Source organism: Actinoplanes sp. DH11 (assembly GCF_020873875.1).
Lineage (GTDB): Bacteria > Actinomycetota > Actinomycetes > Mycobacteriales > Micromonosporaceae > Actinoplanes.
The window spans coordinates 17403-40580 of the sequence record NZ_JAHWGU010000051.1; the positions used below are offsets into that span (position 1 = coordinate 17403).

At 70.5% G+C, this 23178-nt stretch carries 17 protein-coding genes; 10 read left to right on the top strand and 7 right to left on the bottom strand.

Annotated features, from left to right (window positions below; all coding sequences use genetic code 11):
- Positions 1-8: 8 nt before the first annotated feature.
- Both LPA41_RS39735 and LPA41_RS39740 read right to left on the bottom strand, forming a co-directional pair.
- Positions 9-1046 carry a YncE family protein gene (locus LPA41_RS39735; RefSeq protein WP_229076668.1) on the bottom strand — a complete coding sequence of 346 codons (1038 nt, stop codon included), beginning with the start codon at positions 1044-1046 and terminating at the stop codon, positions 9-11.
- The gene (locus LPA41_RS39740; RefSeq protein WP_229076682.1) at positions 1046-1561 is read right to left on the bottom strand and encodes a SigE family RNA polymerase sigma factor; all 516 of its coding nucleotides are present in this window, start codon (positions 1559-1561) and stop codon (positions 1046-1048) included. Before LPA41_RS39740 ends, LPA41_RS39735 begins: the two co-directional genes overlap by 1 nt.
- A 210-nt stretch (positions 1562-1771) precedes the next feature.
- Between LPA41_RS39740 and LPA41_RS39745 the strand changes: the two genes are divergently transcribed.
- Positions 1772-2230 carry a methylated-DNA--[protein]-cysteine S-methyltransferase gene (locus tag LPA41_RS39745; RefSeq protein WP_229076669.1) on the top strand — a complete coding sequence of 153 codons (459 nt, stop codon included), beginning with the start codon at positions 1772-1774 and terminating at the stop codon, positions 2228-2230.
- Between the two features lie 306 nt (positions 2231-2536).
- On the opposite strand, the gene LPA41_RS39750 is transcribed toward LPA41_RS39745, so the two are convergent.
- Together LPA41_RS39750 and LPA41_RS39755 are read right to left on the bottom strand one after the other, a co-directional pair.
- Complete coding sequence (locus tag LPA41_RS39750; RefSeq protein WP_229076670.1) at positions 2537-3616, bottom strand: inositol-3-phosphate synthase; 1080 nt, start codon at positions 3614-3616, stop codon at positions 2537-2539.
- Positions 3617-3639: 23 nt separating this feature from the next.
- Positions 3640-4287: a PadR family transcriptional regulator gene (locus tag LPA41_RS39755; RefSeq protein ID WP_229076671.1), complete on the bottom strand. Its 648-nt coding sequence runs from the start codon at positions 4285-4287 to the stop codon at positions 3640-3642.
- Positions 4288-4447: 160 nt separating this feature from the next.
- Here LPA41_RS39755 and LPA41_RS39760 point away from each other — a divergent pair, with 160 nt between their 5' ends.
- The 3 genes from LPA41_RS39760 to LPA41_RS39770 all read left to right on the top strand — a co-directional run bounded on the left by LPA41_RS39760 (position 4448) and on the right by LPA41_RS39770 (position 9489).
- Positions 4448-4882 carry a DUF5318 domain-containing protein gene (locus LPA41_RS39760; protein WP_229076672.1) on the top strand — a complete coding sequence of 145 codons (435 nt, stop codon included), beginning with the start codon at positions 4448-4450 and terminating at the stop codon, positions 4880-4882.
- Between the two features lie 343 nt (positions 4883-5225).
- Positions 5226-7820: a transglycosylase domain-containing protein gene (locus LPA41_RS39765; protein ID WP_308036671.1), complete on the top strand. Its 2595-nt coding sequence runs from the start codon at positions 5226-5228 to the stop codon at positions 7818-7820.
- 121 nt (positions 7821-7941) lie between these two features.
- Positions 7942-9489 carry a glycosyltransferase family 87 protein gene (locus LPA41_RS39770; RefSeq protein WP_229076674.1) on the top strand — a complete coding sequence of 516 codons (1548 nt, stop codon included), beginning with the start codon at positions 7942-7944 and terminating at the stop codon, positions 9487-9489.
- A 9-nt stretch (positions 9490-9498) separates the two neighbouring features.
- Here the strand turns inward: LPA41_RS39770 and LPA41_RS39775 are convergent, their stop codons facing one another.
- Positions 9499-12057 (bottom strand): hypothetical protein, encoded by a 2559-nt coding sequence (locus LPA41_RS39775; protein ID WP_374238277.1) that lies wholly within the window; start codon positions 12055-12057, stop codon positions 9499-9501.
- 20 nt (positions 12058-12077) lie between these two features.
- Positions 12078-12854 (bottom strand): deoxyribonuclease IV, encoded by a 777-nt coding sequence (locus LPA41_RS39780; protein ID WP_229076675.1) that lies wholly within the window; start codon positions 12852-12854, stop codon positions 12078-12080.
- A gap of 128 nt (positions 12855-12982) precedes the next feature.
- Between LPA41_RS39780 and LPA41_RS39785 the strand changes: the two genes are divergently transcribed.
- From LPA41_RS39785 to rplI, 5 genes are all read left to right on the top strand, one after another.
- Positions 12983-14011: a hypothetical protein gene (locus LPA41_RS39785; protein ID WP_229076676.1), complete on the top strand. Its 1029-nt coding sequence runs from the start codon at positions 12983-12985 to the stop codon at positions 14009-14011.
- 294 nt (positions 14012-14305) lie between these two features.
- Positions 14306-14596 (top strand): 30S ribosomal protein S6, encoded by a 291-nt coding sequence (rpsF, locus tag LPA41_RS39790; RefSeq protein ID WP_014448192.1) that lies wholly within the window; start codon positions 14306-14308, stop codon positions 14594-14596.
- A gap of 64 nt (positions 14597-14660) precedes the next feature.
- Complete coding sequence (locus LPA41_RS39795) at positions 14661-15218, top strand: single-stranded DNA-binding protein (protein WP_229076677.1); 558 nt, start codon at positions 14661-14663, stop codon at positions 15216-15218.
- Between the two features lie 36 nt (positions 15219-15254).
- Positions 15255-15494: a 30S ribosomal protein S18 gene (gene rpsR / locus LPA41_RS39800; protein WP_007073789.1), complete on the top strand. Its 240-nt coding sequence runs from the start codon at positions 15255-15257 to the stop codon at positions 15492-15494.
- A gap of 14 nt (positions 15495-15508) precedes the next feature.
- Entirely contained in the window at positions 15509-15958 is a 450-nt protein-coding gene (rplI, locus tag LPA41_RS39805; protein ID WP_229076678.1) for a 50S ribosomal protein L9, read from the top strand.
- Between the two features lie 68 nt (positions 15959-16026).
- On the opposite strand, the gene LPA41_RS39810 is transcribed toward rplI, so the two are convergent.
- A complete protein-coding gene (locus LPA41_RS39810) occupies positions 16027-20628 on the bottom strand; it encodes a hypothetical protein (protein WP_229076679.1) in 4602 nt (1533 codons plus the stop codon).
- Between the two features lie 378 nt (positions 20629-21006).
- Between LPA41_RS39810 and dnaB the strand changes: the two genes are divergently transcribed.
- On the top strand, positions 21007-22470 hold the full coding sequence (gene dnaB / locus LPA41_RS39815) for a replicative DNA helicase (RefSeq protein ID WP_255691723.1): 1464 nt from the start codon (positions 21007-21009) through the stop codon (positions 22468-22470).
- Positions 22471-23178 lie beyond the last annotated feature (708 nt).

Sequence of the window (23178 nt, forward strand, 5' to 3'; positions counted from 1 at the left end):
GCCTCGGGTCAGAAACCGAACGTCAGGAGCCGGCCGGTCAGCTCGGCCGGCAGTTCCGCCTTGTCGAGCACTGTCGCGTCGCCGTCGTACCTGGTCAGGATGCCAGCGTTCTGGGCAAGAACGGTGCTGTCGCCGAGAAAGCGGGACCAGACCGCGGTGAAGTGCCCGACTGCCCGGCCCGACTCGGCCTCGACGATCGTCACCTGGTCCGCGGACTGCGGCATCAGCCGGACGAGGACCAGGCGCCCGTCCGGTGACCAGGCGTTCGGCCCGGCGGGGATGCCTTTGATCGGCACGTTCCGCAGGAATTCCCCGCTCGCCGCGTCGAAGACGGCCAGGCCGCTGATCCGCTGCTCCTCGTCGTTACGTGCCCAGGCCTGCGGCAACGCCACCCGGGTGTTCCCGGCGTGCCAGGTGAACCGGCAGTGGTCGAGGCACGGCAACCGCCCGAGATCGACCTGGTGGGTGCGTGAGCGGCGAGCGGCCGGGTCGAGGACCGTGAAACCGTCGTTGTGCGAGAGCAACAGCCGGCTGCCGTCGTCGGACCAGGTCAGGTACGCCGGCGTGGACACCGGCGGCCGCCAGTGGTCGCCGGTCTTGAGGTCCAGGATCCGGACGCCCTCCTCGCCGGCCCGGTGCACGGCGACGTGCCGTTCGTCGGGAGACATCACCGGAGCGAGGTCCCGGTCCGGCAGGTCCCGGTACCGGCCGGTGTGCGGATCCAGGACGCGAGTCGTGCGGCGCTCCTCGATGCTGAGCAGCCGGGCACCGCCGGGCGCGACGAACACCTCCGCCGGATCGAAGCTCGGGCGGACGACCGTGGGGGTGGCGGCCGGCAGCGGCTCCGGGCGGACGTCGCGGTCGTGGCGCGCGACGAACGGCACGGTCACGGCCAGCACCGCGGCCAGGGCGGCGGCCGCCGTCGCGGCACGCCGGTTGCGGCGGATCCGGCGGCCCCGGGCCAGGGCGCCGGCGGCCAGGCCGGACGGGGTGCCGGATTCGTCCGCCAGGTCGCGGACGGCGGCACGGAGCAGGTCGTCGATCATCACAGCACCTCCGCGGCGGTCACGTCGTTCAACTCGGGCACCAGCACGCGCAGTTTGGCCAGCGCGCGGGCGGCCTGACTCGCCACGGTCCCGGGACGGCAGCCGAGCACCGCGGCCGTTTCCTCGACCGAGCGGTCCTCCAGGTAACGCAGGACCAGCACGGCCCGCTGCCGGGGCGGCAGAGTGAGCAGGGCCTGCCGCAGTGCCAGGCGCAGTGCCGTGTCGTGGTCGTGCCCGCCGTGGCCGCCGTGGTCCGGCAGGTCGGCCATCAGCAGTTCACGGCGGCGGCTCTGGCGGCGCCAGAAGGAGACACGGTCGTTGTAGAGGATCCGGCGCACATACGGCTCGGGGTCGCCGCTGATCCGCGACCACCGGGCGTACGCCTTCGCCAGCGCGACCTGCACCAGGTCTTCCGCGGTCTGCTGGTCACCGGTCAGCGCGTACGCGACACGGACCAGCGCCGGCCCGCGATCGACGACGAACGCGGTGAACTCGGCCTCGATCGACTGGGTCACGGTCACCTCCGCGAAGGAGTACGCCTCCCGGCCCGCGCGGCGTTGCACGAGGCGGCGGGTGACGTTGCCGTCCCTGCGGCTTCGCGCGACGCGGCCGGTGACGTTGTCGTCCCTGCGGCGTTGCACGACGCGGCGGGTGACGTTGTCGTCCCTGCGGCGTTGCACGACGCGGCCGGTGACGTTGTCGCACCCGCGGAGGAGAATCGGGTCATGTTCGTCGTGGACTCACCGATCGGGCCGCTCGGCGTCGTCGCCGAGGACGGCGTCGTGGTGGGCGTGCGCTTCGGCGCGCGTCCCGGCCCGGCGGACACCGGGCACCCCGCCGTGGCGGAGCTGCGGGCCTACTTCGCGGGGGAGCTGACCGAGTTCACGGTGCCGGTGGAGATGCGTGGTGGCTCGGCGTTCGAGCGGGCGGTCTGGGCCGAGATCGCCAGGATCCCCTACGGCGAAATGATCACTTATGGGGCGATCGCCACCGCGCTGGGTGATCCGGGTGCCGCGCGGGCGGTCGGGACGGCCTGCAACCACAACCCGGTCCCGGTGATCGTGCCGTGTCACCGGGTGGTCGGTGCCGGCGGCAAGATGGTCGGCTTCGGCGGCGGGCTCGACCGCAAGAGACGACTCCTGGAACTGGAGGCCCGGGTGGCCCTGACCCGGGCGTGGAGCTGACCCGGCGGGGCTTGTCCCGATGGTCCGGCTTCCGCGCGGTCGCTGCGTGCGGGCCGCGTGGCGGTGTTGATCTGCTGGCGGTGCGAAATCGCTGTGATCATGGGGTTTTGACCGCGATTTCGCATCGCCAGCAGATCAACATTTCGCCATGGACGGCGCTTCCGGGTTGGTGCGGCACTCCGGTCGTCCACCGCGGCAGGACTGGTGCCGTGCTCCGGTCGTACACCGCTCCGGGTTGGAAAAAGGCCGGTCCACGTCGTGGACCGGCCTTTCAGCTCAGCTTGCGCCTCGCTCGGATCGGGCGTTTCAGCGCTCGATGTCGCCCTTGATGAAGGCCTCGACGGCCGCGTGGGCGTCGTGGTCGCTGTACTGCACCGGCGGCGACTTCATGAAGTACGACGAGGCGGAGAGGATCGGGCCGCCCACGCCGCGGTCCTTGGCGATCTTCGCGGCGCGGACCGCGTCGATGATCACGCCGGCCGAGTTCGGCGAGTCCCACACCTCGAGCTTGAGCTCGGCGTTGAGCGGGGTGTCACCGAAGGAGCGGCCTTCGAGGCGGATGTACGCCCACTTGCGGTCGTCCAGCCACGGCACGTGGTCCGACGGGCCGATGTGCACGTCGCTCTTGACCATCTCGTGCGGGATCTGCGAGGTGACCGACTGGGTCTTCGAGATCTTCTTCGAGACCAGGCGGTTGCGCTCCAGCATGTTCATGAAGTCCATGTTGCCGCCGAAGTTGAGCTGGTAGGTGCGCAGCAGCTCGACACCGCGGTCCTCGAACAGCTTCGCCAGCGCGCGGTGCACGATGGTCGCGCCGACCTGGCTCTTGATGTCGTCGCCGACGATCGGGAGACCGGCGTCGGTGAACTTCTGCGCCCAGACCGGGTCGGAGGCGATGAAGACCGGCAGGGCGTTGACGAACGCGCAACCGGCGTCGATCGCGGCCTGCGCGTAGAACTTGTCGGCCTCCTCGGAACCCACCGGGAGGTAGGAGACGACCACGTCGACCTCGGCGTCACGCAGGGCCTGCGCCACGTCGACGACCTCGGCCGAGGACTCCTCGATGATCTCGCGGTAGTACGTGCCCAGACCGTCGAAGGTCGGGCCGCGCTGCACGGTCACGCCGGCCGGCGGGACGTCGGTCAGCTTGATGGTGTTGTTCTCGCTGGCGACGATCGCCTCGCTCAGGTCCATGCCGACCTTCTTGGCGTCCACATCGAACGCCGCGACGAACTTCACGTCGGAGACGTGGTAGTCGCCGAAGGTCACGTGCATGAGACCCGGGACGCGGTCGTTGGGGTCGGCGTTCTTGTAGTACTCCACGCCCTGCACGAGGGACGAGGCGCAGTTACCCACACCGACGATGGCGACGCGGACGGAGCCCATCGCGTTTGCCTCCTTGTTGTTCATCACGGCCGGTCCGGGTGCGGACGCGGTAGTTCCGGGGGTGTTGCGGTTTCCGGGCCGCTCGCCGTCACGGCGGGCGCCTCGCTTGACAACGTCCGGCCTCGGCTGGGTGCGCGGCCCGAACGTTCGTTGGTGATCAGTTCCTCCAGCCAGCGGACCTCGCGCTCGCACGCGTCGAGCCCGTGCCGCTGAAGTTCCAGCGTGTAGGCGTCGAGGCGGTCGGCAGCACGGGCGAGAACCTCACGCAGCCCCTCGCGGCGCTCCTCGACGCGACGCCGGCGACCCTCCAGGATCCGCAGGCGGGTCGCCTGGTCGGTACGCGAGAAGAACGTGAAGTGCACGCCGAAGCCGGTGTCGTCGTAGGTCTCCGGGCCGGTCTGGGTCAGCAGGTCCGCGAAGCGTTCCTTGCCCTCGGCCGTGATCTTGTAGACAACTCGGCCCCGTTTGCTGGTCATCGGGGGAATGATGTCGCTGTTCGTCTCGGCTTCGCTGATCCATCCGGCCAGCTTCAGCCGCTTGAGCGTCGGGTACAGCGTGCCGTAACTGATGGCGGCGCGAAGCATGCCGAGTTTGGTGGCGAGCTCCTTGCGGAGCTCGTAACCGTGCATCGGGGTCTCCTGGAGGAGCCCGAGGATCGCCAGTTCCAGCACCCGGTCCCTCCCTGAGGTCTGTGCCCGATGTATCGGTCCGATACATCGCAACCGTAGATCGGCGCAGACACCCGCGCAACTCGGACATGCTCCGGAGTCGCCACGCCACGCTGAGTGATGACGGTCGCCGGGCTCGCGACGACCGCGTACTCTCTTCGCCATGCGCACGCAGCGGCAGGTCATCGACTACTCGCTACAGAGGCGAGCAGTCCTGCGTGACGTCCGGTACGGCCGGGTACCCACGCTTGAGGTGTGTGACGCGTCTCCTTACTTGAGAAACGCGGCGACATATCACGGCGAGCCGACCGACGAACGATGCCCGATCTGCCGCCGGGACAACCTGACACTTGTGCACTACGTCTATGGCGAAGAGCTCAAGCAATCCGCCGGCCAGGCCCGGAAACTCGCCGAGTTGCCCGTGCTGGCGATGACACTGCGTGAGTTCCAGGTCTTCGTGGTCGAGGTGTGCAGGTCCTGCGCCTGGAACCACCTGATCGAGCGGTACGTGCTCGGCCGGGACGGTCTCTCCGAATCGGACGCCGACACGCCGCTCGCAGCAGGCTCGTCGTCACATGGCGGGGAGGGTCGTCGGTGAACCGGTTCGATCTCGTTACCGTGTACAGGTTTGGGACCGAAGTTCTGTTACTTCCAGGATTCGACTCGACGGCTGCCCGCGGGGCAGTCGGCAACGTCCGCTCGAGGCGCACTGTCAGGACGGCCCCGCCGGGCCGGCCGGCCGCGCCCCCGCGACCGGTAGGTGTGAAGAAATGAACGCGTACGGCGATCCGCAGTCCGCACGAGCCCGGGCCCGAGTGCCCGGGCCGTCCGCTGCTTCCACGCCTGACGACGAGCCAGCGGGCCGCCCCTCGGGGGCGGCCTCGGTGGGCGGTCCGGCCGGGCGTGCGTCGGTGGGCGGCGCTTCAGCAGGCCGGGCGTCGGTGGGGTCGGCCTCGGTCGGCTCGGCTTCCGTCGGTTCCGCCTCGGTCGGTGGCCCGGCCGGGCGTGCCTCGGTGGGCTCCGCGGCCGTCGGTGGCGCCCCGGTGGGTTCGGCGCGGGTCGGCGCGGCCTCGGTCCCGCCGGTCGGTGGCCGGGCCTCGGTGGCGCGGGCCGCGGTGCGGCCGGTCCCACCGGGTGGTCCCGGTGGCCCTGGCGGTCCCGGTGGGCCGGGCGGCCCCGGCGGTCCGGGTGGCAGCGGCCCCGGGCGTGGTGGCGGCCGCAGCAAGGCCGACAAGAAGCACCGTCGCGCCAACATCCTCACCGCCATGGCCGCCGTTCTGGTGATCATGCTCGGTGTCGGCATCGTCGGCGGCACCTACTTCTTCGACGACGTCGAGCTCCCCACGCCACAGGCGGAGGAGCAGATGAACGTCATCCGCGATGTCAAGGGGAACGTGCTGGCGAAGGAAGGCTCGCCGCGCATCAACGTCCCCTACCAGAACATCAGCGACGTGATGAAGAACGCCGTCGCGGCCGCCGAGGACAAGAACTTCTACGACCACAACGGCATCGACATGAAGGGCATCGCCCGCGCCGCGTGGAACAACTTCACCGGCGGCAGCAAGCAGGGCGCCTCGACGATCACCCAGCAGTACGCACGGCACGTCGCCGATCTCAAGGAGATCAGCTACAGCCGGAAGCTGCGTGAGGCCGTCATCGCCCGCAAGCTCGAGTCGAAGTACGACAAAGACCAGATCATGGGCATGTACCTGAACTACATCGACCTCGGTGAGGGCCGTTACGGCGCCGAGGCCGCTGCGAACGGGTACTTCAACGCCTCGGTCGTCAAGGGCGCGAAGAACGAGATCAACGTCTACCAGGCCGCGGTTCTCGCCTCGATCATCAAGCAGCCCTACCCGAACGACGCGCACCAGGGCTACGACCCGAACTACAACCTCGAAGAGGCCAAGGGTCGCTGGGAGTACACGCTCGACAACATGCTCAAGATGGGCTGGATGACCCAGGAGCAGTACGACAAGCGGGCGTACCCCAAGGTCAACAAGCCCAGCAAGGGCGCCACCTGCAAGACCTGTGCGGACGGCAAGCCGGTCGGCATGATTATGCGGCACGTGAAGTTCGAGCTTCGCGAGCTCGGCATCTCCGAGGAGGAGTTGCAGAAGGGCGGCTACACGATCACGACGACGATCAACCCGAAGGTGCAGAAGGCGGCCGAGCAGGCCGGATCGCGCCTGAGCAAGTCGTCGCCGTTGTACAAGCGCCCGAAGGGCTACCAGTCCGCGGTGATCGGCATCGACCCGGACACCGGTCAGGTCCTCGGCTACTACGCCGGCGACGACCCCAACGGCACCGACTACGGCAGCTACATGGCCGGTGACGGCAGCGGCATCGTCGACTACGGCGGCCAGTCCCCGGGCTCGACGTTCAAGATCTACACCCTGGCGGCGGGCCTGAAGGAGAACATCTCCTTCAAGACCACGTGGGACGGCTCGAAGCTGCGCCCGAACGGCACCAAGATCAGTAACGCCGGTGCCGAGGACAGCAACGTCTGTCAGGGCAAGATCAAGTACTGCGACCTCGAGACGTCGACCGTCAAGTCGTACAACTTCCCGTTCTACTGGATCGCCAACAACATCGGCCGGGACAAGGTCATCGCGGCGGCCCGTGACGCCGGTATCCGTTACATGTGGACCGACGGCAAGGACAGCCACCCGGGCGGCGAGATGGTCGACCTGACCAAGACCAACGCCGCCAAGTGGAAGAGCGGCGGCTACTTCGACAACGAGGTCGCCTTCGGTCAGTACCGCGTGGTTCCGCTCGAGCACGCCCAGGGTGTCGCCACCATCGTCAACGGCGGTGTCCGGCACGACGCGCACTTCATCAAGACGGTGAAGAAGCGCGACTCGAACACCGGCAAAGAGGCGACCGTCAAGACCGAGAACCTGAAGGGCAAGAAGGTCTTCGACGCCGCGCAGATGTCCAACCTGCTCGGTGTCATGTCGGAGATCCCGAAGTCGCAGGACCACCGGATCTCGGACGGTCGCCAGTCGGTCGCCAAGTCGGGTACCTGGGAGTTCAAGAAGGGCAACGGCGACACCTGGTACGTCGGCGGCATCCCGCAGATGGCGGTGACCGTCTGGGTCGGCGGCGCCGGTAACAAGGTGCAGCTCAAGGAAGCCGACGGCGGCAAGATGTTCGGTTCCGGCACGCCGGCCGCGATCTGGGAAGAGTTCATCGAGACAGTCGTCGACGAACTCAAGTGGGACAAGGAAGAGTTCCCGGACCGGATCGAGACGGGTGACCCGGACAGCGAGTACGCGAACGGCCAGGAGCCGCCGCCGCCCCCGCCGGTCCAGACCGAGGACCCGAACCAGAACCAGGTCTGCGAGCAGTTCCCGGTTCTCTGCCAGGGCCAGGGCGGCCAGCAGCCGGACCAGGGTCAGCAGCCGGGTCAGGGTCAGCAACCCGGCCAGGGCCAGCAGCCGGGTCAGGGTCAGCAACCCGGCCAGGGCCAAGGCCAAGGCCAAGGCCAAGGCCAGGGCAACGCGGAGGCTCCGGCCACCCAGGAAAGCGACTGACGTACGGCTTCACCGCAAGCGCCCCATCTCCTCGTGAGGTGGGGCGCTTCGCCGTTGGAGATCGGTGTGACACAGCGGCCCGTCACCGCTTCGGGCGCCAGATGCGGCATGATGCCAAGTCATGAGCACGAAACCGTCTGACGAACAGCCTGGCGTCTCGAAAGCGACCTCGGACGGTTTCGTACGGGGACTCTCCCAGATGATCGGTGGCCCGCTCGGCTCGCACGCGGTGCGACCCGAGTCGCGGCCCGGCCGGTTCTGGACCGCGCCACGGATCGTCCTGGCGCTGACCTGCCTGGTCCTCGCGCTCTCCTGGGTGCAGAAGTCACCCTGCATGGACGGGAACTGGCAGAAGAACATGCAGTACACCCGGTACTGCTACACCGACGTGCTGGCGCTCTACTACGCCGAGGGCATCAACGAGGGCAAAGTGCCCTACGTGGACCACCCGGTGGAATACCCGGTCGTCACCGGTTACTTCATGGGTGCGCTGGGGCTGCCGGTGCACTCGTACGGTGAAAGCCACCCCGACATCAACCAGGGCAGCTGGTTCTACAACGCGAACGCCCTGGTGCTCTCCCTCTTCGCGGTCGCCACCGTGGCGATCATCCTGGCGCTGCGCCGGCGCCGCCCCTGGGACGCGGCCATCTTCGCGCTCTCGCCGATCCTGCTGCTCACCGCCACGATCAACTGGGACTTCCTGGCGATCGGGCTCGCCGTCTACGGCCTCTACCTGTGGGTGCAGCGCAAACCGGTCTGGGCCGGCATCTTCTTCGGGCTGGGCGCCGCGGCAAAACTCTGGCCACTGTTCCTGCTCGGGCCGATCCTCATCCTGGCGCTGCGGACCGGGCGGCTGCGGCCGTTCTGGAGCGCGTTCCTCGCGACCGGCGTCACCTGGGCACTGGCGAACTTCCCGGTCTTCTACTGGTACCACGAGAGCTGGCTGCGCTTCTTCCGGCTCAACTCGGAACGGCCGATCGACTGGGGCACGTTCTGGTATGTCGGGCGGTACCTGGACGGAAAATGGGCCAGCGGCGGCGCCGGCGATCAGGGCCCGTTCCAGTGGCTGAGCAACAACATCCCGACGCTCAACTACGTGTCGTACGCCCTCTTCGGTCTCGCCTGCCTCGGCATCCTGGTCCTCGGCCTGCTCGCGCCGCGCCGGCCACGGCTGGCACAGACCGCGTTCCTGGTCGTCGCCGCGTTCCTGCTCTTCAGCAAGGTGTGGTCGCAGCAGTACGTGCTCTGGCTCCTGCCTCTCATCGTCCTGGCCCGGCCGAAGTGGGGCGCGATCATCGCGTGGACCATCGCCGAGGTGGGCTACCTGGCGGCCTTCTACGCCGAACTGATCGGCGCCGGCGGCAAGACGGTCATCCCGGAGGGCTTGTTCGTGCTCGCCTCGACCGCGCGGCTGGTCACCGTGGCCCTCCTCTTCGGACTCGTGGCGCGGGAGATCTGGCGGCCGGAGCTGGACGTGGTCCGGCAGTCCTACGACGGGCTCGACCCGGAGGCGGGGCCGCTGGACGGTCCGGAGGCGCCGTGGGTCACCGGGTTCCGGCGCTTGTTCGGGCTGGGGCCGTCCAAGGAGGCGGTGGCGGCGGGGGACGATGCCCATGCCGATACCGATACCGACGCCACACCACCGCCGCCGCTCGCTCTGAAGAGCTGATCCCCGAGGTCAGCTCAGCGTCTCCTGCGGGACTGCGGCAAGTGCCGGCGGTTGCTGCGGAACCGTCGTCAGGCCCGGCTGTTGCTGCGGGACTGTGGCGAGCCCGGGCTGCTGTTGCGGTGCCGTGGTCAGGCCGGGCTGTTGCTGCGGTGCCGTGGTCAAGCCGGGCTGCTGCTGGGGTGCCGTGGTCAGGCCGGGCTGTTGCTGCGGGATCGGGGTCTGCCCGGGCTGCTGCGGGACGGTGGTCTGGCCCGGCGGTGGTTGCTGCGGGGCTGCGGCTGGGTCCAGGTGGAAGACGACCGCGTCGGGCAGGTCCTCACGCCGGATGTTGAGGGCGTCCACCGGGATGTCGCCGGCCCGCTCCCACGGCGTACCCACCACCTGCTCACGCAGCAGCACCACCTTCGTCACGCCGATCGAGCGCAGGTACTGGATGCTGCCCTCGTCCGGGAACGACGCGACCCGGCTGCGCAACTCGCTCTGCCGGACCGCCGCGAACGTGCCGCCGCCGTTGGCGAGCGGCTCGAACCGCGACGTCGACCAGAGCTGCACCGTCTGATCGCCGAGATCGGTGGTCGGCAGCACCAGCATCGAGCCGGTGACCGTGCGCATCGCCGCCGGCTGGTCCGGGACGGCCGGGTGGGGTGTGCTGTTCCAGCCTTCCAGGGCGACCAGGATCAGCGGGGTCAGCATGGCCAGACGCAGCCACGGCCCCGGCCACGGCGGGACGCGCTGGGCGGCCAGGTGCAGGGCCCGGCGGACGAAGTCGTCGACGGCGCCGGCCGCCAGGATCACCAGCAGCAGCGTCACCCAGAGCATCAGCCGGCCGGGGATGCGCTGGTCGAACGACGCCGGGTAGTGGCCGAACAACGGCAGGTAGGTGTAGTGCCCGCCGAGGTAGTTGGTGCCGAGTGTCAGGACCACGGCCACCGTGACGGCGACCATGAGAGCCATCCGGTGCCTCAGGTGCCAGACCGAGAACGCCAGCCCGGCCAGGGCCAGCGCGTAGAGCACGACGCCGGGCAGCAGCGACATCTCCGCGGCCCAGCCGAGCGACGAGCGGGTGGTTTCGTGGGCGGCGCCCCAGACACGCGACTCGGCGGGCCCGATCAGGAGGCTGTGCAGCGGTGGTGAGAAGAAATCGATCTCTTGGGTACGGGTGGAACTGTCCGGAACGCGCGTATAGGGCACCGCGATCAGCAGCGCCACCCCGGCGAAGATCAGCGCACCCAGGGTGTCGGTGACCGCCAGCCGCCAGCCGAGCAGCGGAACCGCCGGCCGGTGCAGGAGTCGGACCAGGGGCCGATGACCGGATTGCCGGAGCCGGCGGACAATCGAGCCGACGAGCAGGGTCAGCAGGATGAGGCCGAGCACGTACGCGAAGGGGATGCCCAGGGAGAAACCGAGCGTGACCTGCCAGGCCGCGACCACCCAGCCGGCGGCCGCCCAGCCGGCGCTGCGGCGGTCCGGGCGCAGGCCGTACCGCAGGGACCAGCCGTGCCCGCGTGCCAGCATTGCCAGGGCCAGCGGGATGCCGCCCGCCGAGATGATGTCGAGGTGGCCCTCCTGGGCGAGGCGCCACGGCGCGTAGGCGAACGCGATCGCGGCAACCGCCGCACCGGTGGGCCGGGCGCCGAGCTGCCGCACCAGGGCGTAGGCGCCGAACGCGAGCAGCGCGTGCGCGACGACGAAGAGCACGTTGTAGCGGAGGACCGCCGCTTCCGGGCCGGCGCCGATCATCGCGAGCGGCGCGTAGCCGAGCAGGCTGTCACCGAAGGCGAAGCTGTCGGCGAGCGGGAAGTAGGCGTTGGCCTGCCACAGCCGCACCGGATCGGTGATCAGGATGTGTCCGGCCCAGGCGAGTTGCCACGCCTGCCGCGCCGGATCGCCCAGGTCCTGCGGAAGGGTGCCCAGCGGGTGGCGCAGGACCGGCCACGTCATGAGGACGGCGAGGAGCACGCTCGCGTACAGCGCCAGGGCCCACTCGTGGCTCAGCACCCGGACGACGGGCGCCAGCGCGCGGCGGACCCGGCTGGGCGGCTGCTCGGGGATGGTGGCGAAGACGGTCCAGGGATCCGGCGGGGCACCGGGCGGCCGGCTGGTGGGAAGCTGCGCCCGCTGCTTGGGAACCTTCTTCTTCGTCGCCGTGCCCGCCGCGGCGCGCTCCTTGCCCGGCTCCGACGCGGCCGAGGACGGCTTGCCTGGTTCCGGTGCGGCCGGAGATGGCTTGCCCGGGTCCGGCGCCGCTGGGGCCGATGTTCCCGAGCCCGCCGGCTTGCCGCCAGAAGTGCCCTCCACCTGCCCCGCGACCGCATCACCGCTGGACGCGGCCGTCCGCTGCGCCGGAATACGCGGCGCCTCCTCAGTCCCGGGCTTCACCTCAACATCAGGCTTCGCTTCGAGGGCTGGTTTTGCCTCTGTCGGTGGTTTGGCCTTCTTGGCGCGGAAGAAGCCGAAGCGTCGCCGCGGCCGAGCCGGCGCGCTTGCCTCCGGCCGGCTCGGTGCGGTGGAGGGCAACCCGTTCTCTCCGGCGGGTGCCGGTGAGATCGGGTGCTGCTGCTCGGTCATGACCCTCCCGTGCCGGTGACTCAGCCGCCCGCGCGCTCGCGCAGAAGGGCGATGTCGGCGGACTGGCCCTCCGTGCCACCCGGGGTCTCCACGATGGCGGGCGCCCCGGCGGCGCGGATCGCGGCCACCACCAACTCGGGGTCGATCTTCCCACTCCCCAGGTTGTCGTGGCGGTCCTGGCCCGAGTCGAATCCGCCCTTCGAATCGTTGGCGTGGATCAGGTCGATCCGGCCCGTGATGGACTTGACCCGATCGACGATGCCGACCAGGTCCTCCCCGCCGGCGAACGCGTGACAGGTGTCGAGGCAGAAGCCGGCACCGAACGCGCCGACCTCGTCCCAGAGGCGGGCCAGGTCGTCGAAGCGGCGGGCGCAGGCGTTGTCGCCACCGGCCGTGTTCTCGATCAGGACCGGGAGCGGCAGGCCGCCGTCCTTCTCCGCATACTCGAAGGCCTTCCGCCAGTTCGCGAAGCCGGCCGCGAGGTCGGCGCCCGCGCCCACGTGCCCGCCGTGCACGATCAGGCCTTTCGCGCCGAGCTCGGCGGCGGCCCGGGCGTGTGCCATGAGCAGCTTGCGGCTGGGGATCCGGATCCGGTTGTTGGGCGAGGCGACGTTCACGATGTAGGGCGCGTGGATGTAGACGTCGACCTCGGCCGCCCGCAGCTGCTCGGCGTCCGCCCGCGGCTGGGGCGATTTGTAGCCCTGTGGGTCGGTCAGGAAGAACTGCACCGCGTCGGCACCGCGAGCAGCGGCCTCGACCAGGGGTTCGGCGGAATCGACGTGGGCTCCGATGCGCATGGGACGAGCCTACGACGCCGGTACGACGCTTTCCGCACGCGTCACGTGCCCGCTCTGTCCTCGTTGTGTCCATTGATTACGTTTTGACGGATACCGGCGTGTCCGTTGGCGATCTCGGGAGATGGTGCATGGCGCGGCAGGTCCGATACCGGGTGGCGGCAGTGGTCCTGAGCGGGCTGATCTTCGGCGCACCATTGCTCGCCAACGGGACCGCGAGTGCCGAGCAGCTCGATCCGGGCGACCGGCGGGTCAGCTTCACCGGGACCGGCGTCCTCGGTCTGACGTGCGAGTCCAGGCCGACCGTCGAGTCGATGACGGTCCCGGCCGACAGCGTCATCCAGGTGCGCAACCGCACCGGACACGACGCACAGCTGAAGCTCGGCGGCGCGCCGAAAGGCGTGATCCCGGAGAACGGCTCGGCCGATCTGGTGTTCCGGCGCGGTACGACGTCGGTGGTGCTCACCCCGGATTGCGACAACGGCCAGGGCGTGGTTCCGATGATCGTGACGGCGTCGCCGTCGGCCGCCGCGGGCCGGCCCGATCCGGCGCCCGCGACACCCGGGGGCAACGCCGCCACGCTGTCCAAGCCGGCCAGGCCCGGCGCGCCGGCCCGTACCACTGCCAAATCGACCAGGGCCGGCGCCGCCTCCGACGCCTCGCGCACGACGCGGACCGGCCCGAAATCCGTGCGACCCGGCAACCGGGAGCCGTCCGGGGCGCGGCCCGCCGTCGCCGCGAGCCGCGCGGCCACAGCGGGGCAGAGCGGCACCGATCAGCGTGTCAAGGCGAAGGCTCCGGCGCAGGGTACGGGCGGAGTCGGCGCGCCCACCTTCGCCGGCATGCCGCTCGGCGACCGGCAGCGGCTGGTGCCCAGCTCGGCGGCTGCCGGTGCGCCGGTGACCGCCGCGGCCTCGGCACCCGCCGCCGGGCCGGCCGAGACGCCACTCGGCGACGAGGACGCCGGCGTGCCGGTGCAGGGGGTCGAGGAGCCGTCGAACTCGCCCGGTACCGAGCCGGTCGCCGCCGTCGGCCCGATCCGCGAGGGCCGGCCGATCGGGCTGCTCGGCCTCACCGCGCTCACTTGCGTTCTCGGCGTCTCAATCGCCGCGATTCGGGCAATCGTGTCACAACGTGCATCTCGCGCGAATATGTCGTAAGCTCCCTCTTGAAAGCTCCGCGGGGCGTACGCGTCCAACCTCATCGGTGTGGTCGTTCCTCCCCAGGTCCCACCCAACGAATCGGACCGGACGCCCCGCGGCTCTTCGCAGACGACCCCGTCCTCGGACGGGGTCGTCCGTTTTTGGGCCGGACGCCTTCGGTGGGTATGCTGGCTCGGTTCGCAGTGTGTTCGCCGTGGGCGCTCAAGTCACCCACGGCTTTCTTCTGCGTACGACACAAGACCTCCTGCCACGGAGAGACCGTGGCCGTTCAGCCCACAGGAGGTGAATGTCTTGCGTCATTACGAACTCATGGTGATCCTCGACCCTTCGCTCGAGGAGCGCACCGTCGCCCCGTCGCTCGACCAGTACCTGAACGTCATCAGGACCGCGGGTGGCTCGGTGGAGAAGCTCGACGTCTGGGGCCGTCGCCGGCTCTCGTTTGAGATCAACAAGAAGGCCGAGGGCATCTACGCCGTCGTCGACCTTCAGGCGACCCCCGAGGCCGTGGCCGAGCTGGACCGTCAGCTCCGGCTCAACGAGTCCATCCTGCGTACCAAGGTCATCCGTCCCGAGACCCGCTGAGGCGTTTTTGTCAGAGGGTCCTGAGACCCTTTGCGGCAACGACTGAAAGCGGCGAGGAGAAGTCATGGCAGGAGAAACCACCATCACGGTCATCGGGAACCTCACCGATGACCCTGAGCTGCGCTTCACCCCGTCGGGTGCGGCGGTCGCCAAGTTCCGCATCGCTTCGACGCCGCGGACCTTGGACCGGCAATCGGGCGAATGGAAAGACGGCGAGCCACTCTTCCTCGCGTGCAACATCTGGCGTGACGCTGCCGAGCACGTCGCCGAGTCGCTGCAGCGCGGCGCTCGGGTGATCGTGCAGGGTCGCCTGCGCCAGAGGTCGTACGAGACGCGTGAGGGCGAGAAGCGCACCGTCTACGAGCTCGAGGTCGACGAGATCGGCCCGTCTCTGCGCTACGCCACGGCGAAGGTGCAGAAGGCAAGCCGGTCCGGCGGCGGCGGGGGCGGCGGCTTCGGCGCCTCCGGTGGTGGCAACCGGCAGCCCAGTGGGAACACCGGCGGGGGCGGCGGCGGAAACCGCGACTTCGACGACCCCTGGGCCACGGCTGCGCCCGCCTCCAGTGGTGGCGGCCGCTCCGGCGGCGGCAACTCCTCGTTCGACGATGAGCCTCCCTTCTAAGCCCTCGGGCTTTCTTGAGTTCAGGAGTTAAGAGCAATGGCCAAGGCTGCTGCGCTTCGCAAGCCGAAGAAGAAGGTGAACCCGCTCGACAAGGACGGGATCACCTACATCGACTACAAGGACACCGCGCTTCTGCGGAAGTTCATCTCCGACCGCGGCAAGATTCGTGCCCGCCGCGTCACCGGTGTGACCTCCCAGCAGCAGCGGCAGATTGCCCGCGCGGTCAAGAACGCCCGTGAGATGGCGCTCCTGCCGTACACGGCTACGGCGCGCTGAGAGGGGGCACCGAGATGAAGATCATCCTCACTCAGGAAGTTTCCGGCCTCGGCACCCCCGGCGACATCGTCGAGGTGAAGAACGGTTACGGCCGCAACTACCTGCTGCCTCAGGGTTTCGCGATCCAGTGGACCAAGGGCGCTGAGAAGCAGGTTGTGGTCATCAAGCGGGCTCGTGAGGCCCGTGAGATCCGTGACCTGGGCCAGGCCAACGAGGTCAAGGGCCAGCTGGCCGGCCTCAAGGTCACGCTGAGCGCGCGTTCCGGCAACGGCGGGCGTCTGTTCGGCTCGATCACCCCGGCCGAGATCGTCGACGCGGTCAAGGCCGCCGGCGGTCCGGCTCTCGACCGTCGCCGTCTCGAGCTCCCGGGTCACATCAAGACCACGGGTGCTTACAACGTGTCGGTCAAGCTGCACCCCGAGGTGACCGCGACGTTCCCGGTGAACGTCGTCGCCGCCAAGTAACACACCGCACTGCGAGAGCGCGCCGGGCTGTGGCCCGGCGCGCTTTTTGCTGCCCTCGTCCCGGGCGGCTAGCTCAGGCTGTTGCCGGTGATGGCGGAACTCAGGACGGTGGCCAGGCCGCCACCCACGACTGCCGCGGCCAGGCCCACGCTTGCGGCCTTCCAGGCGCTGGTGGCCCAGCGCAGGCCGATCGCGACCACGATGCTCAGCGCCAGCGAGATGGCGAACTCCGGTGCGGCGTCGGCGAGCGTCTCCAGGGCATGGTTCCGCTGACCGCTGTTGAGCAGGAACATGCCGACGACGAAGAGGACGACGGGTACGCCGTACCACACCACCGTGTAACCGACAGCCGCAAGTGGCCCACCGGCAGCCTGCTCGTCCTCCTCGTCGTCGTCCGGGTCGAGCAGGTCGGTGCCGCCGCTCGCGACGAGGCCCGTGGTGACCGGCCGCCGTTCGTAGGAGCCGGTGCCCTGGAACGCGCCGGTGCTGCGCCGGGGCGGCCACGAGGTGTCGACGTCGGCTTCCGGGCCTGCCGATGCCCAGGACGGCGTGTCCGGGCCGGGCCGGGCGGCGGTGCCAGTTCGTGCTTCGGTACCGATTCGTGTGCCGGTACCGGTTTGCGTGGCCGGGCCGGGCCGGCCGGATGTGCCGGCGTCGTCCGGGGCTGTCGAGATGACCGAGGTGGCGCTCAGGGCCAGATTCGACGATCCGGTGACCGTTGCGGACCCGCTGGGCCGAAAGGGGGGAAAGTCCGACGTGTCGTAGCGGCGGGACTCGCCCTCCGCGAGGTCACTCTGCTGCGCGAGTGACTGGCGCCAGTCGGTCTCACCACCCTGCCCGGCGCCGTCGCGGTACCCAGGTCCACCCCGGCGACCGGCACGCTCCGTGGCGAGCCAGTCGGCGGGGTCGGTGCTCACGCCGTACGCGCCACCGGCCGGCGGCTCGTCACGACTGTCGCTGCCGGCGTCCGAACCGTATCCGGGAGCGCCCGGCCGGCGCGGCGTTCCGCCCAGCGGGTCCGGCCAGGCCGCACCACCCGCGGTCAGCTCGCCGGATCCGTACGCCGGTTTGCGCTGTTCCCCGCCCCGATAGGCATCAGGCACCCCGGATGCCGGTCGCGCGGCACCTTGCCAGGGTGCGGCCGGATCGAGGTCGGCCGTGCCGTAGCCCGGGTTCCGTCCGTCATCCCAGGTCCCCTGAGCGGATCGGCTCGCCGCATCACGCGCGCCGCCGTCCCACGAGCCGGCGGGCAGTTCGCGGGCACCGCCGTAGCCGGGCCGGCGGCCCTCGTCGCCCATCGGGTCCGGCCAGGCCGGCCCGCTGACCGGGCGGGCACCCGGACCGGCGGGCAGTTCGCGGGCAGCGCCGTAGGTGGGCCGGCGCTCGTCCCCCCGGGAAGGCCCACGAGAGCCGTCGCGCCAGGACGGGCCGCTCGAACCCTCCTGCCAGGACGGCGTGCTTGGGCTCTCCTGCCGGGCGGGGCCACGCTGGTCGTCAGGACGAGCGCCGGCGCCACCGGGCTCGTCGCGCCAGGCCGCGGTGCTGCGTGAGGAGTCCTGCCAGGCCGGGGTGCTGCGCGAGGAGTCCTGCCAGGCCGGGGTGCTGCGCGAGGAGTCCTGCCAGGCCGGGGTGCTGCGCGAGGAGTCCTGCCAGGCCGGGCCGCTCGCGGGGCGGGTCGATCCGCCGCGAGAGGTGTCGGCCCAGGACGGGCTGTCGGCAGCGCTGCGGCGACCGCCGCGGGAGGCCTCGTCGGGGCGGTCGCCGGCGTCGCGCGAGGACGGCATGCCGCCGGTGGTGTCCCGCCAGGACGGGCCGCTCACCGGTCGGCTGGGATTCCCCCGGGAGGCGTCCTGCCAGGATGTGCCGCCGTCCGGGTCGCGCCGGGCGGCACGGGAGGCGTCCTGCCACGGAGCGCCGCCCGGTGCCGTGCGCGAGTCGTCCTGCCAGGCGGGGCCGCGCGAGCCCGTACGCGAGTCGTCCCAGGACTGGCCGCGCCGATCGTCGCGGGGGGTGTTTCCCTCAGCGGGGGCCTCGCGGGACCGCTCGTCCCAGGAGTTGCCGGCGGGAAGTGCCCGGGCGGCGCCGTACCCCCGTGCGGAGTCCCGTGCGTCCGGACGTGTCGTGCCCGGCCAGGCCCGGTCCGGAGCGGGCAGATCGCGGGGGCCCGGGTCGGGGCGGCGATCGGTGCCGGTGCCACGCGGATCGGATCCGAAAGCGCCGGGACCGGCCCCGAAAGCGCCGTCGTCAGAGTTGCCATGACCAAGACCGGAGCCGGTACCGCCGTAACCGCTACCGCTGTAACCGCGGCCGAAGTCAGAGCTGCCGTAGGAAGCGCCCGAAGCGGGCATCCCGGACGCCGGTGAGGGCGACGTGGCTCGTGGGGAGCCGCCGGCGGGCAGGGCGCGTGGCGATCCGTAAGGGGACTCGCGGCGCGGTTCCGGAATCTCCGGTTCGGGTCGCTGCGGACCGCCGGCCGGCAACTCGCGGCGCGGTGGCATCGGGCCCTGACGCCAACCTTCGGCGGAGGTGTCGGCAGGGTCGGCGCCACGGCGGCGGGCCTGGCGGGAGCCGGGCGGGGCATCGCGAATGTCCGGGTACGACGGCTCGGCGGCGCCCGGGTACGCGTCGGGGTACGGCTGGCGGGCATCGGGATAGGGCCGACCGGCACCCGGATAGGGCTGAGCAGCGTCGCGACCGGTCTGATCAGGTTCGGACGCGCGGCGGCGACCGCCGGTGGGTGGTGCGGCGGCGTACCCCTCCTGGCGTGCCCGGCGGCCCGGCGGATCGTCGGATGCCGCCGGTGAGCCGCCGGAGCGGAACCGGCCGGGGTCGCCCTCCGGTGCCGGGGCGCCGCTCCACGGGACGTCGCCCGGCATTGCGCTGCGCGGGCGACTGCTCGGGACGCTGCTGCTGGTGCGGTCGCTGGGCATGCTGCTGCGCGGGGCCGGCAGCATGGCCATCCCCCGCGAGCCGCTCTGCGCCGGTTCGTCCGGAACCGCACTTGTCGGCCACGCTGGGCCGGGTGCGTCACTGCTCGGGAGCGGACCGCCCGGTACGCCGCCCGCCGGACCGTCCGGAGCAGTGCCACGACCGCGCCGGGACCGGCGGCCGGCCCGGGTGGGTGCGGCGTCGTCGGTGTCCGGTTCCGGATCATCGCCTTTCATGGCTTCGCGGCGGGCTGCCTCGGCGCGCCAGGCGAGGACGCGCGGATCGTCCTCGGCGCGGCTCCACTGGCCGGTGTCCGGGTCGCGCGTCCAGTTGCTGGTGTCCGGCTCGGCGGTCCAGGAAGCGGTGTCCTCGCGCCAGTCGGTGGTGCCCTGGTTGTACCGCCGCGGACGTCCGCCCCGGGCCTGCGTGTCCGAGCGGGGCGCACCGGCCCGGGTGTCCGAGCGCGGTGTACCGGCCTGTGTGTCGGAGCGGGTCGGCTCGGGGCGGTCGTACCCGGCGGGACCTGCCGCGTCGGCACGACCCGCGTCGTCCAGGTAGCCGGTGTCGGAGGGCGTCTGCGCGTACTCCACCGGGGTTGTCGCCCGGCGCCCGCGCCGCGACCCGGACCCTGAAGCGTCGTCCCAGGCTGCGGAAGGTGCGGGCGCACCGAAGGGGGAAATACTTCCGGTGTCGGTGTGGCGGGCCCAGTTGTCCGATTCTGATCCTGTTGACCAGCCGGTTCCACCGGCGGGTGCGGCGTCCGGCTCGGGGGCGCGGCGGCGGCCGCGGCGAGGACCTTCCTGGTACGCCGCATCGCGGCGCCAGGCCGCACGATCGTCCTCCCGGACCAGGTGGCGTGCGTCCTCGGCGGGCGAGGTCTGCCAGCCGGGCGCGTCGGTGCGTTCCCAGCGCGCCAGGCCGGTGGTGTTCTCACCCGGCGGATCGTCGGCGGCGCGACCGCGCCGGGACGAACCCGGGTCGCCGGCCTGCCAGGCCGGGGTGGAGCCGGACTGCTGCCACGACGGCGTCGAACCGGACTGCTGCCAGGACGGTGTTGCGGACGATTGCTGCCAGGAGGGAGTGGAGGCGGACGGCTGCTGCCAGGAGGGAGTGGACGTCGAGGGCTGCTGCCACGAGGGAGTGGACGTGGACGGCTGCTGCCAGGACGGGGTCTGTGTGGAAGGGCGCTGCCAGGACGGGGTCTGCTCGACCGGCGTGGTGGCCCGGCGCTGCCAGGAGGCGGGCGCGTCGCCGGTCTCCTCCGCCTCGGGGGTGGGCCAGGCGGTACCCGGGATGGCGGCCCGCTCGTCGGCGAGTTCCTGCTCGGCTTGCCACGCCTCGGTGGTGGATCGCCACACGTGTGAACCGGTCGACGAACGCCACTCGGTGGTCTGCCGCCAGCGCGCGCCGGTGGCTCGCCACTCGGCGGTCTCGGTGCGCCAGCCGGTGCCTTCCGCCGGTAGGGCGGTGCGGCCGGTGGCGGCGACGTCCGACCAGTGGTTCCCGGTCTGCTCGACGGCGTGCCCGCCACCGCCGTAGACCTCGAGTTCGGCCTTCTCCGCCCAGTCGTCGGCGCGGCGCTGCCAGGTGAGCGCCTCGTCGCTGGGGGCCATGCTGCCGGTGTCGGTGAGTGAGGCCCAGCGGGGTTCAGGCTCGGGTTCGGGCTCACGGGTGGGCCAAGCCTCCGCAGCGCGCCGATCGCGCGACATGCGGGCGCCGTAGTCCCACTCCCGTTGGTCCACGTGGAAAGGGTGACGTGCTCAGGGCCGAACCGCAACGCCTCAGCGCGACGGTTTGCTCACCCCGCACGATATTTCCCCTGATCCGGAACCTTTTCTGCCCTCCACAGGTGGGGACGACAAAACCCCTGCTGAGGTACGGGTACCCGCGCTGTCCCCAGGAGTTGTCCACATGCTGTGCACAGGGCTACCCACAGGGAGAGGGGGTGCTGTCCACAGGTTGTCCCAAGGCTCGCCCGTCCGCTTGTTGGGCAGGTGGCGGCCGGGTTCGTACAGTGGTCCAGCCCCGGGTCCCGAAATTGATCGGAAAGTTCTTCTGAACTGGGCCCGAGGTTCAACCGAAAGTGTCGTACCCAGGTTGTTCGATCAGGGGCAGCGGGCATGACCGGCGGAAGGAGTCTCCCGGTGTCGATCACCGACGACGCAAGGCCGGAGTCTCGTCCGCCGTCTCAGCCGGCCGGCGGCAACTTCAAGAGCGGTGGCAGCTCCAGCGGTGGCGGTGGCGGCGGTGGCGCCGGCTTCGACAAGGCCCCGCCGCAGGACGTGGCGGCCGAGCAGGGCGTGCTCGGCGGCATGCTGCTCTCCAAGGACGCCATCGCCGACGTGGTCGAGATCCTCAAGGTCGGCGACTTCTACCGGCCGGTGCACGCGACGATCTACGACGTCATCCTCGATCTGTACGGGCGAGGTGAGCCGGCCGACGCCCTGACCGTGGCGGCGGCGCTCGCCGACTCCGGCGAGCTGCAGCGGATCGGCGGCGTGCCCTACCTGCACACCCTCATCGAGAGCGTGCCGACCGCGGCCAACGCCTCCTACTACGCCCGCATCGTCTCGGAGCGCGCCATCCTGCGCCGCCTGGTCGAGGCCGGGACGAAGATCGTGCAATTGGGGTACGGCACCGGTGGCAACGGTGGCCGCGACGTCGACGACATCGTCGATCTTGCGCAGCAGGCCATCTACGACGTGACCGAGAAGCGGGTCAGCGAGGACTTCGCAGCCCTCGGCGACATGCTCCAGCCCACCCTCGACGAGATCGAGGCGGTCGGCGCCGCCGGTGGCGTGATGACAGGTGTGCCGACCGGCTTCCAAGATCTCGACCGCCTGCTCAACGGGCTGCACGCCGGCCAGCTGATCATCGTGGCCGGCCGTCCCGGTCTCGGTAAGTCGACGGTCAGCATGGACTTCGCCCGCAACGCGGCCATCCAGAGCGGCCACGCGAGTGCCATCTTCTCGCTGGAAATGAGCAAGATCGAGATGGTGATGCGGTTGCTCTCCGCCGAGGCGCGGGTGCCACTGCACACCCTCCGGTCGGGGCAGCTCTCCGACGACGACTGGACCAAGCTCGCCCGGCGGATGGGCGAGATCAGCCAGGCGCCGATCTTCGTGGACGACACCCCCAACATGAACCTGATGGAGATCCGGGCCAAGGCGCGACGGCTCAAGCAGCGGCACAACCTGCGGCTGCTTGTGATCGACTACCTCCAGCTGATGAGTTCGCCGAAGAAGACCGAGAGCCGTCAGCAGGAGGTCTCCGAGCTCTCCCGTGGTCTCAAACTGCTGGCGAAGGAGATCGAATGCCCGGTGATCGCGGTGAGCCAGCTGAACCGTGGTCCCGAGCAGCGGACCGACAAACGCCCCCAGCTGTCCGACCTGCGTGAGTCCGGCTCCATCGAGCAGGACGCCGACGTGGTGATCCTGCTGCACCGCGACGACTACTACGACAAGGAGTCCCCGCGCGCCGGCGAGGCCGACTTCATCGTCGCAAAACACCGTAACGGCCCCACCGACACCGTCACCGTGGCCGCGCAGCTGCACCTGTCGCGTTTCGTGGACATGGCCATCTAGCCGCTCCCGGCCCAGCGGCGGCGGCAATCCCCCTCAACGGGCGTGGGCGGCCGGTATCGTCCGCGATCCGGCCGGTGCTCCCCGATGGCGGGCGGGCAGTTGCCACGATCACCAGCTGGTTGGATTCGGCTCGTGTGTGCGGTTGCTGCGAAGCGTTTCGCGCAGCTGGCCGTACTAGCGGGGTCGGGCCTGGCACGGCGGCGCGGTGACGGCTGCGGCGCCCTGGGCCGCCTTTGGCCGCCCCGGCCGGTCGCGCTGGCCGGTCGCGCTGGCCGGTCGCCCTGGCCGGTGGCGCTGGCCCGTGGCGCTGGCGATTTGATCACATTCTGTGGGCGTCCTGATTGTCTTTGTCAAGTAGGCGGTACGGGCCTTTCCGCTGGTTTGTGCTGGTACGCAGGGCGGGACGGTGTGGACCCTGGTGCCCGGGATGTTGAAGCGGCCGGCGAGGCAGGAAACGCAGCGTGGTGGTTGCTTACCCCCCGGTCTGTTGCGGTCCCTGGACAAGTAGTCGCGGTCGGCCGCGTTGGGTCCGCGCGGCGATGTTGATCTGCTAGCGATGCGAAATCGCGGTTTCGACCCCTTGATCACAGCGATTTCGTAGCGCTAGCGACTCTGTTGCCCATTGTGGTTAGGGGGTGGGTTGTAGGCGTGCGAGGTGGCTGGTGTGTGGGGTTTGGAGGTGGTGGCCGGTCCAGTAGGCGTAGAGGC

What these genes read in the sequence shown, in the direction of transcription:
- LPA41_RS39760 (WP_229076672.1), top strand. Translation starts at nt 4,448, where the DNA reads ATGCGCACGCAGCGGCAGGTCATCGACTACTCGCTACAGAGGCGAGCA.
- LPA41_RS39780 (WP_229076675.1), bottom strand. Translation starts at nt 12,854, where the DNA reads ATGCGCATCGGAGCCCACGTCGATTCCGCCGAACCCCTGGTCGAGGCC.
- LPA41_RS39735 (WP_229076668.1), bottom strand. Translation starts at nt 1,046, where the DNA reads ATGATCGACGACCTGCTCCGTGCCGCCGTCCGCGACCTGGCGGACGAA.
- LPA41_RS39775 (WP_374238277.1), bottom strand. Translation starts at nt 12,057, where the DNA reads ATGACCGAGCAGCAGCACCCGATCTCACCGGCACCCGCCGGAGAGAAC.
- LPA41_RS39770 (WP_229076674.1), top strand. Translation starts at nt 7,942, where the DNA reads ATGAGCACGAAACCGTCTGACGAACAGCCTGGCGTCTCGAAAGCGACC.
- rpsR (WP_007073789.1), top strand. Translation starts at nt 15,255, where the DNA reads ATGGCCAAGGCTGCTGCGCTTCGCAAGCCGAAGAAGAAGGTGAACCCG.
- dnaB (WP_255691723.1), top strand. Translation starts at nt 21,007, where the DNA reads ATGACCGGCGGAAGGAGTCTCCCGGTGTCGATCACCGACGACGCAAGG.
- LPA41_RS39795 (WP_229076677.1), top strand. Translation starts at nt 14,661, where the DNA reads ATGGCAGGAGAAACCACCATCACGGTCATCGGGAACCTCACCGATGAC.
- LPA41_RS39745 (WP_229076669.1), top strand. Translation starts at nt 1,772, where the DNA reads ATGTTCGTCGTGGACTCACCGATCGGGCCGCTCGGCGTCGTCGCCGAG.
- rplI (WP_229076678.1), top strand. Translation starts at nt 15,509, where the DNA reads ATGAAGATCATCCTCACTCAGGAAGTTTCCGGCCTCGGCACCCCCGGC.
- LPA41_RS39750 (WP_229076670.1), bottom strand. Translation starts at nt 3,616, where the DNA reads ATGGGCTCCGTCCGCGTCGCCATCGTCGGTGTGGGTAACTGCGCCTCG.
- LPA41_RS39785 (WP_229076676.1), top strand. Translation starts at nt 12,983, where the DNA reads ATGGCGCGGCAGGTCCGATACCGGGTGGCGGCAGTGGTCCTGAGCGGG.